Origin of the sequence: Cyanobium sp. BA20m-p-22 (assembly GCF_024346275.1) — a bacterium.
In the GTDB taxonomy this organism is placed as follows: domain Bacteria; phylum Cyanobacteriota; class Cyanobacteriia; order PCC-6307; family Cyanobiaceae; genus Cyanobium_A.
This window is the reverse complement of record NZ_JAGQCQ010000164.1, coordinates 1-8,042: the sequence shown is the minus strand read 5'-3', so window position 1 is coordinate 8,042 and position 8,042 is coordinate 1. Positions and strand designations below refer to the sequence as shown.

The window sequence follows — 8,042 nt, the reverse complement described above, 5'->3', positions numbered from 1 at the left end:
TCGTGGTGCTCGCGGTGATAGCCGAAGTGGAAACAGGCCAGCAGGGAAAGCCAACTGGGCAGGTTCAGGCTGTCTGGCCTGGCACGACAGAGGGGAGCCCGCTGGCCGCGATGGGGCAGGTAGGTGCCTATCAAGAAAAGCTGCAGCGAACTGAGCAGCAGGGGCAGGGGACAGAACAGCAGCACGTTGATCCAGCCGGTGGGACTGAAGGCTGAGGCGATCAGGGCCAGCAGCACCCAGCCGCCCAGCAGGCGCGTCATTTGCCAGGGGGTGAGATAGCCGGCCATGAAACGGCCATACCAGCCCCACACCCCCGCATGGGGGTCGGCATGGAAATCGGGATCCTCCGCACTGGCCGGCGCCTGGTGATGGCTTCGGTGGTTATGCCGGCAGGGTCCATAGGGCAGCGCCGCATAACAGGCCAAAGCAAGGGCCCCGATCCGATCGTTCCACTTGCCCCCCCCGGTCAGGAGCACCCCATGCATGGCGTCATGGCCAACGATGAACAGTCCCGTTTGCAGCACGGTGCGGCCCACCAGGGCAGCGGCCAGGGCCAGCCAGGAGACCTGGCCCAGATCGAGACTGAGCAGGCCGACCAGGGAGGCCAGCCAGCCCAGCATCAGCCCAGCAGCGAGCAGAAGCCCAGTGCGGCTCGGGTTGCTCAACGGCCAAACTTGAGCAGCTCGGCGGGAGATGCCAGCAGGTCGATCGCCACGAAATAAATCTTGCCGTCGGGGTTGAGCAGGAAGCGCCAGGCCACATTCATGCCGATGCCGGCACCGAACCAAGGGGTTTGCACCTTGCCGGTGACCTTGATCTGGGTGAAGTTGCCCTCGGTGGGCTCGGCGAAACCCCGCTCGGGCAGCAGGCTGAGATTCTGGCAGTCTTCAGTGAAGAAGCGCAGTACGTTGTCGCGGCCGACGATCGGCTTCTGGAAGGGGGGCTGCAGGGCACCGTCGGGCAGGAACAGCTCGATCAGATTTTCGAAGTCGTTGGCATTGAGCAGATCCATGTAGCTGTTCACAGTGGGGTTGATCACCCCCTCGATGAACACCTTCTTGCGCTGGGCCTCCGGGGTGGGAGCGGCAATCGGCTCCATCACCCTCTGACCCTCGCCCTTGGCGGGGTCGTAGCCCATGTCCACCACGAAATTGCGCAAAAGGGTGATCTGCTGCCCCTGGTCGACACCCTTGACGGAGCTCAGGACGGCCGATGCGTTGGCCGAAAGCTGGTAGCCGTCAGGGATCGGGGCGACCAGACCCGCTGCCATCCACTCACCCAGCTGATACCAGAAGCCCAGCTTGATGTTCACCGACCAGCAGGCGTAGGTGCGGCTGACGGCGGTGTCGGCGCGGTTGGCGAGGTCACACATGACCTGGCTCTGTTCACTGAAGGACATCTCCTTGATCTGGTTGAGCACCGGTTCGGCAAACTGCATTCGAGCGGCACCGGGGGCAGCCACGGTGATGGTGTTGCCCATCTCGAGATAGGCATACCAGATCAGGGCCAGTTGGTCTTCTGCGTTCAGCAGCCGGAAGCGGGCTGTGATCGCCGGCACCACGTCGGCCGACATAGTCTCTGGGAAGATCTGGGTGGCCTTCTCAAGCGTGAACATGCGCTTTCAATCCCAATTGTTAAGGAACTTTGCAGACTCTAGCTCCTTGGCGAGCGGTTCGATAATCCGCCTCCCATAAGCCGACCCGCCCCATGACTCCGCCCAGTCCTGCCCCCGTGCCGGTGCTGAGTGAGGCCGAGCGCGACAAGCTCGACCGCTCCGACGACGCCCTCTTCTACGCCGAACCCCGCTTCGTACAGCACCTTGATGCCAGCTTCCGCCAACGGCTGACCCTGCTCTACCGCCAGCGCATTCCCGCCTGCGCAGTGGTGCTCGATCTGATGAGCAGCTGGGTCAGCCATCTGCCGGATGATGTCAGCTACGAGCAGGTGATTGGCCATGGGCTCAACGCCCAGGAGCTGGCAGCCAACCCCAGGCTTGATCGCCACTGGCTGCAGAACCTCAATACCGACCTGAACCTGCCCTTGCCCGATGACAGCGTGGATGTGGCGCTGATAGTGGCCGGCTGGCAGTACCTGCAACATCCGGAAGCCATAGCCAGCGAGCTGCTGCGGGTGGTACGTCCCCGCGGAGAGCTGATCGTGGCCTTCAGCAACCGGATGTTCTTTCAGAAGGCTCCCCAGATCTGGGCTGATGGCAGCGACAGGGACCACCTGGCCTATGTAGAGCGAGTGCTCCTGGCCCAGGGCTGGCCCAGGCCGCTGCAGGTTGCGGAGGAAACCCGGGCGCCGGGCCCTCTGGGGTGGATCGGCGGCAAAGGAGATCCGTTTTTTGCCCTGATAGCCACAAAAAGCTGAGCCAAGCAAAAGCCCCAGCGGGATACCCGCCGGGGCTCAACCAGGCCTCAATTAGGGCTTAGGTCGGGCTAATTCAGCCCAGACCTAGTTGGCCGAGGATGCCTTGGCCGGTAAGGACTTCAGTGCCGAGGCCGATGACGAAGCCGAGCATGGCCAAGCGACCATTCCAGGTTTCAGCGAAGGCAACGAAACCGAAACGGGTGGTGGAATCAGACATGATTTTTCGTTGGTTACGAAACTTGAAGAGACTGTAACAGATCTTGAAGCAAGGGTCGCCCAGCGGTCCATAAGCCTCTGCCGCCAGCGGCCCTGGGATTGATCACCACTGCTGAGCAATGGGCTTTTCCCCACCTCGACACCCTTCTCCCCAGCTCCAGCCTGGCTTTTCCCCAGGGCAGCGGTGGCGGATCGGCTTCTGCAGCAGGCCTGCTTCGGCGGCCCAGGGGAAAAGGCCGCCCCCCTTGACGGCACCGCTTGAACGACTTCCGGCCCCAAGCCCTGGCACCAGAAAGCCCAACAACAGGATGGGGACCCTGCGGGTCTTACCAGACCCACCCCCTGGAGCCACCTTTGACGGATCCGGCGGTGCCGTGGGGTGATGGAGCTCCAGTCACTGGCTCCATGCTTCAGATCCCAGATCACGCACCCAGCTCCGTTTCCGTCGAGAACCAGTTTCCCGAGGACCTCTACGACGCCATGCGTGAGTTCGTGCGGATCCACCCCCAGTGGGACCAATACCGACTGATGCAGGCAGCCCTGGCCGGCTTCCTGTTCCAACAGGGTTGCCCCGATCGGGCCGTCGCCCGCCACTATCTCGATGGCCTGTTCCGCCGCCAGGACCCCTCGGCCTGCCAAAGCGAGCGCTGACACCGAGACTTCCCTAGCATTGACGCACGTCCATGGCCGCAGGGACCCCGGGGGGAGAAGCACTATTGGTGGCCATCGGGGCCGTTCCCGGGGCCTGGTTGCGCTTCCGGGTAGTAGATCATCTCGAGCCGGTGTTGCCCCGAAGACACTGGGGGACCTTCGGCGTCAACGTCATTGCCTGTTTTGCCCTAGGCCTGATGGTGGGCCTGGAGCAGAGCTGCGGCGAGGGATCTCGCCGGCTGCTGCTGCTGCTGGGCACGGGGTTCCTAGGCAGCTTCAGCACCTTCTCCACCTTCAGCGCCGAACTGCGCCATGAGTTGAGGTCCCGTAACTGGCGCGAAGCGGCCGTGCTGGCTGGCGGATCGGTGGCCGGCGGCCTGTTGGCGATGCTGCTGGGCCTCTCCTTGGGAGCAGGAGCATGAGTGGGATAAAGGATGGAATAGGTGGGATCCCAGCGCGGAGCCTGCACGGCGACCTGCGCGATCTGGGCCTGGTGGCTGCTGGCGCCATCCCCGGCGCCCTGCTGCGTTGGCGCCTTGAAGGTATTGGCACCGCCGGGGTGGGTGGCCTGCGCGGCCTGGTGGCGGCCGACTTCGTCGCCAACATGGTGGGCTGCCTGTTAATCGGCGTGGTGCTTGCCCAGGCAAACCGGCGCAAACGGCTGATGTTGTGGGCCGGTATTGGCTTTTGCGGATCGCTCACCACCTTCTCCTCCTGGATGCTGCAGCTGGCCCGGGCCCTGCTGGCCGGCCATATCTGGGCAGCAGGGCTGGTACTGCTGGCGAGCCTCTGCGGCGGGCTGGCGCTGGTGGCCCTGGGTTACGCCATCGGCAGCAGCTGGATCACTGCCGCCAGCGCAAAACTGCCGCCGCCGCCAGCCCCAACAAAAGGGGGCCCTCCCCCCATCGGTCGTAGGGGGTGAGTGAGCGCAGACGCGGCAGCTCGAATACGCCGCTGGCGGCTCGGCCAGCTGGCAGGGCGGCGATGACCTTGCCGCGGGCATTCACCAACAGGCTCGGCCCCGTATTGGCCGCGCTCACCAGCCAGCGCCCCGTTTCAATCGCCCGCAGCTGGGCTAGGGCCTGGAACTGCTGCTGGAGCATCGCCGGGTAGGGATCCAGATTGGCACTGGCTAGCAACCAGCCGCCCCCGTTGCGCACGGCCGTCGCCAGGGCAGCGCCATCGGAGAGCTCGTAACAGATGGCCCCGGCGATGGGACCCGCCGGCCTGGGCAACAGCCTCGATGCAGCTCCGGGCTGGAGGCCACCCACGGCGGAGAGGCCGCTCCAGCGCCCCACGCCCGCGAAGGGCACCCATTCGCCCAGGGGCACCAGCCGGTGCTTGTCCAACCAGCTGCTGGCCCGGGCCTCCCCAGGAGCAAATCGCAGCAGGGCACTGCGTTGTTGCGGTTCGGCCGCCACCTCTTGCCAGCGGAAGCCCCCCCCGATCAGCTCGACCGCTGGCTGGGGAGAGAGCTCAGGCTCCAGCCCGAGGGCGCCCTCGGGCAAGAGCACCAGATCCACCCTGCGCTGCGCTGCCTCAGCCAGGGCAGTCGCCAAGCGCTGCTGCAGGCGCACCTGTTGAACCCACTGGAACTTCTGGCGGGTAGGGATGGCCGGCTGCAGCACCAGCACCCGTTCAACCTTGCGGCCATCACCGGGCCCAGGGCCTGCCTTGGGCGCCAGGGGAAGCGCCAGCAGGGCAGCCGCACCCAGGCCATGGCTGATCAACACCGCAGCGGCGCTGGCCGCGATCCAGCCCGCCCGGTCGGGCCCACTGCAGCAGCGCCACAGGCACCAGCCCAAAAGCAGCTGGACCATCGCCAGTAGGCCCATGCCCCCCAGGCTGGCCAGCCCGGCCAGGGCCCGGTCGCCGGGCAGGGCTACCGCCCCCACGCCCAGCCAGAACAAAGGCCCCTTGGCCAGCAACACCTCCACCAGCCCCCAGAGGCCGCTGAGCACCAGGGCACTGCTGAAGCGGCGGGGATTGAGGCGGCGTGCCAACCCCACCCAAAGGGCCACCAACAGGGAGGCGGCCGCCGCACAACTGAGCAGGAGCAGCCAGGCCAGGGGCAGGCTCAGGCGGGCCGGCACACCGATCCAGTCGAGGGGATGGAGGCCCAGCAACCAGCGGTGACTCACCAGCACCGCCGCCGCGCCCCAGAGGGCCCCACCCCAAACCCCATGGGCCAGGCCCGGCAGGGCCCAAAGCGGCAGCAAAGCCAGCCATAGCAATGGCGGCAGGCCCAGGGGGGGAAGGGCCAGACCGGCGAGCAGACCCGCTGCTCCGGCCAGCCACCACCGGCCTAGACGGTTATTGCCCATAGCAGCAGACTTTAGGAAGGGCCAGGCTTAGCCAGGAATGTTGCCGCCATGGATCCGAATAACCCGCTCCAACAATTGCTGCTGCGCGGCCTGGGCACCACCTCCCTGGTGTCAGAGCGGCTGCGTACGGTCACCCAGGCGTGGGTGCGCAGCGGCAAGCTCGACCCCAGCCAGGCCCCTGCCCTAGTTGAAGACGTGCTCAAGGCCCTGCGCGGCGAAACCCCCGAGCTCGAGCAGCAGGCCGAGCGCCAGCTGGAACGCAACAAGGACCAACTCCTGCAGGACCTGGGCCTGGCCCGCCAGAAGGAACTCGATGAACTGCGGGGCCGCATTGACCGGCTGGAGCGGGGCCTGCGCCAGCGTTCGGGAGCTGAGGGAGCATCCGAACTGGACATTCCCGACTGATCAGACGGCAGAATCGGGCTGATCCGCAGCTTCCCATGCGCGACATTTTGATCAGCTCCGCCGTGTGCGTGGCCTGTCTGCTGCTGGCCCTAGTGAGCCAGCTGGTCAACCCCACCACGGTGAACGCGGCCCCTGCCCCAGGATTTTTGGCTGCCCCCGAATCGCGCCCTGCGATCGGCAACAGCCGCCTGGAACTGGATCCTGACGACCCCAACCCCACCCTCTTTGCCATGGCCACCGACAACGACATCGCCCAGGCCGCCGGCCTGGGCGGCGAGCTCAACGCCCCCAAGGAGCGCACCAGCGCCAGTGGCCTTCGCATCACAGATCTGGTGGTGGGAGATGGGGCCGAGGCCACTAGCGGGCAAACGGTCGTGGTGAATTACCGGGGCACCCTGGCCAACGGCACCGAATTTGACAGCAGCTACGGCCGCGGCCCCTTTTCCTTCCCCCTTGGCGCTGGCCGGGTCATCCAGGGCTGGGATGAGGGCGTGGCCGGCATGAAAGTCGGCGGCAAGCGCAAGCTGGTGATTCCTCCCGACCTGGCCTACGGCGAGCGGGGCGCCGGCGGCGTGATCCCGCCGAACGCCACCCTCACCTTCGAGGTGGAGCTGGTGCGCATCGGCGGCTGAGCCCCAAGAGTCGATCGTTAGGATGGGGATTCCGGCTTTGCCTTCTCCCCATCCATGGCCCATACGCTGCCAGCGCTGCCCTACGGCCTCGATGCGCTCGAGCCCAACATCTCCCGCTCCACCCTCGAGTTTCACCACGGCAAGCACCATGCCGCCTACGTGACCAACTTGAACAATCTGGTGGCAGGCACGGATCTCGAGGCCAAGAGCCTGGAAGACACGATCACCGCCGTGGCCGGTGACGCTGGCAAGGCCGGCGTGTTCAACAACGCCGCCCAGGTTTGGAACCACAGCTTCTATTGGCAGTGCATGAAACCCGGTGGCGGCGGCCAGCCCAGCGGCGCCCTAGCCGAGAAGATCAACGCAGACTTCGGCAGTTTCGAAGCCTTCGTTGAGCAGTTCAAGGCTGCCGGTGCCACCCAGTTCGGCAGCGGCTGGGCCTGGCTTGTGCTCGATGGCGGCACCCTGAAGGTCACCAAGACCGCCAACGCCGACCTGCCCCTGGCCCACGGCCAGAAGGCTCTGCTCACCATGGATGTGTGGGAGCACGCCTACTACCTCGACTACCAGAATCGCCGCCCCGATTACATGACCACCTACCTCGAGAAGCTGGTGAACTGGGACTTCGTAGCAGCCAACCTGGCCACAGCCTGAGTCGCACCCATCTGACATCACCGCCTTACTGCGAGCCCAGCCCCCGGCGCCAAACCGGGGGCTTTTTGATGCAGCCAACGCATGGCTACCAAAACGACAACAGCTACCTTGCCGCAGCTGCGGATCAAGTGGCAGGGTGGGCGTCATCACAAGCCCCTCCGTTGTCCTTCACCGCCGACAACAGCCCTCTGCGGGATGAATTCTTGGGAGCCCTGGCGGCCCTGGGGGGCTCCGCCGGCAACGGCCGCCTGCGGCGAAGTGCTCGAGTGGGATGAGGCCACCTACAACGCCGTCAAAGCCGAGCTGCTGAGCCGCCGGCTGATCGTGCCCGGCCGGTGCCGTGGCGGCTCGGTGGCCCTGGCTGATGGCTCGTCGGCTCCCCGCACCCGCGCCCCCAACGGTTCCCGCGCCGCCACCTCCAGCAGCACCACCCCCAGCTCCTTAGAGCAGGCGTTCCGCGCCATCGACGACTGCCTGCGCAAGGAGGCCGGCTGCGGCACCGAGCTCGACTACACCGAGCAGACCTCCTGGCTGCTGTTCCTCAAGTACCTCGACGGGCTCGAAGACGACAAGGCCGCCGGTGGCCGCCCTGGAGGGCCGCACCTGTACACCCATCCTGGAGGAGCCCTACCGCTGGAGCCGCTGGGCGGCGCCGAAGAACGCCAGCGGCCAGCTGGATCACCACGCATCCCTCACCGCAGGCGTCATTCGCGACATGGTGACCAGGGTGCCCAGCAAGATCTAAGTGTCCTCGGGCCGAAGGGGCAATACACGGTTTCCGACATCA

At 65.9% G+C, this 8,042-nt stretch carries 11 protein-coding genes and 1 pseudogene; 8 read left to right on the top strand and 4 right to left on the bottom strand.

Going from position 1 to position 8,042, the window contains the following annotated elements:
• Both KBZ15_RS13790 and KBZ15_RS13785 read right to left on the bottom strand, forming a co-directional pair.
• Positions 1 to 665: fatty acid desaturase (locus KBZ15_RS13790; protein WP_255015791.1), on the bottom strand; the 665-nt coding region annotated here is incomplete at its 3' end.
• Positions 662 to 1,615 carry an orange carotenoid-binding protein gene (locus tag KBZ15_RS13785; protein ID WP_255015790.1) on the bottom strand — a complete coding sequence of 318 codons (954 nt, stop codon included), beginning with the start codon at positions 1,613 to 1,615 and terminating at the stop codon, positions 662 to 664. The genes KBZ15_RS13785 and KBZ15_RS13790, both read right to left, overlap by 4 nt.
• A 92-nt stretch (positions 1,616 to 1,707) precedes the next feature.
• Between KBZ15_RS13785 and KBZ15_RS13780 the strand changes: the two genes are divergently transcribed.
• Positions 1,708 to 2,373 (top strand): class I SAM-dependent methyltransferase, encoded by a 666-nt coding sequence (locus KBZ15_RS13780; RefSeq protein WP_255015789.1) that lies wholly within the window; start codon positions 1,708 to 1,710, stop codon positions 2,371 to 2,373.
• A 73-nt stretch (positions 2,374 to 2,446) separates the two neighbouring features.
• Here the strand turns inward: KBZ15_RS13780 and KBZ15_RS13775 are convergent, their stop codons facing one another.
• Positions 2,447 to 2,590, bottom strand: coding sequence for a chlorophyll a/b-binding protein (locus KBZ15_RS13775; RefSeq protein ID WP_255015788.1), 144 nt, complete (start codon positions 2,588 to 2,590; stop codon positions 2,447 to 2,449).
• Positions 2,591 to 2,994: 404 nt separating this feature from the next.
• Between KBZ15_RS13775 and KBZ15_RS13770 the strand changes: the two genes are divergently transcribed.
• Genes KBZ15_RS13770 through KBZ15_RS13760 form a run of 3 tightly spaced genes read left to right on the top strand, consistent with a single transcriptional unit; the run spans position 2,995 to position 4,162 of the window.
• Positions 2,995 to 3,240 (top strand): DUF2811 domain-containing protein, encoded by a 246-nt coding sequence (locus KBZ15_RS13770; protein ID WP_197151237.1) that lies wholly within the window; start codon positions 2,995 to 2,997, stop codon positions 3,238 to 3,240.
• 32 nt (positions 3,241 to 3,272) lie between these two features.
• Positions 3,273 to 3,662, top strand: a complete 390-nt coding sequence (locus KBZ15_RS13765) for a CrcB family protein (RefSeq protein ID WP_254930206.1) — start codon at positions 3,273 to 3,275, stop codon at positions 3,660 to 3,662.
• Entirely contained in the window at positions 3,659 to 4,162 is a 504-nt protein-coding gene (locus tag KBZ15_RS13760) for a CrcB family protein (protein ID WP_255015787.1), read from the top strand. The genes KBZ15_RS13765 and KBZ15_RS13760 overlap by 4 nt, the downstream gene beginning before the upstream one ends.
• On the opposite strand, the gene lnt is transcribed toward KBZ15_RS13760, so the two are convergent.
• Positions 4,083 to 5,564: an apolipoprotein N-acyltransferase gene (gene lnt, locus KBZ15_RS13755; protein ID WP_255015786.1), complete on the bottom strand. Its 1,482-nt coding sequence runs from the start codon at positions 5,562 to 5,564 to the stop codon at positions 4,083 to 4,085. The genes KBZ15_RS13760 and lnt overlap by 80 nt on opposite strands.
• Before the next feature lie 48 nt (positions 5,565 to 5,612).
• Here lnt and KBZ15_RS13750 point away from each other — a divergent pair, with 48 nt between their 5' ends.
• From KBZ15_RS13750 to KBZ15_RS13735, 4 genes and pseudogenes are all read left to right on the top strand, one after another.
• On the top strand, positions 5,613 to 5,969 hold the full coding sequence (locus KBZ15_RS13750) for a phasin family protein (protein ID WP_255015785.1): 357 nt from the start codon (positions 5,613 to 5,615) through the stop codon (positions 5,967 to 5,969).
• Between the two features lie 35 nt (positions 5,970 to 6,004).
• On the top strand, positions 6,005 to 6,601 hold the full coding sequence (locus tag KBZ15_RS13745; RefSeq protein ID WP_255015784.1) for an FKBP-type peptidyl-prolyl cis-trans isomerase: 597 nt from the start codon (positions 6,005 to 6,007) through the stop codon (positions 6,599 to 6,601).
• Positions 6,602 to 6,655: 54 nt separating this feature from the next.
• Complete coding sequence (locus KBZ15_RS13740; RefSeq protein ID WP_255015783.1) at positions 6,656 to 7,255, top strand: superoxide dismutase; 600 nt, start codon at positions 6,656 to 6,658, stop codon at positions 7,253 to 7,255.
• 195 nt (positions 7,256 to 7,450) lie between these two features.
• Positions 7,451 to 8,042 (top strand): annotated as a pseudogene (locus tag KBZ15_RS13735) (hypothetical protein); the annotation flags it as partial.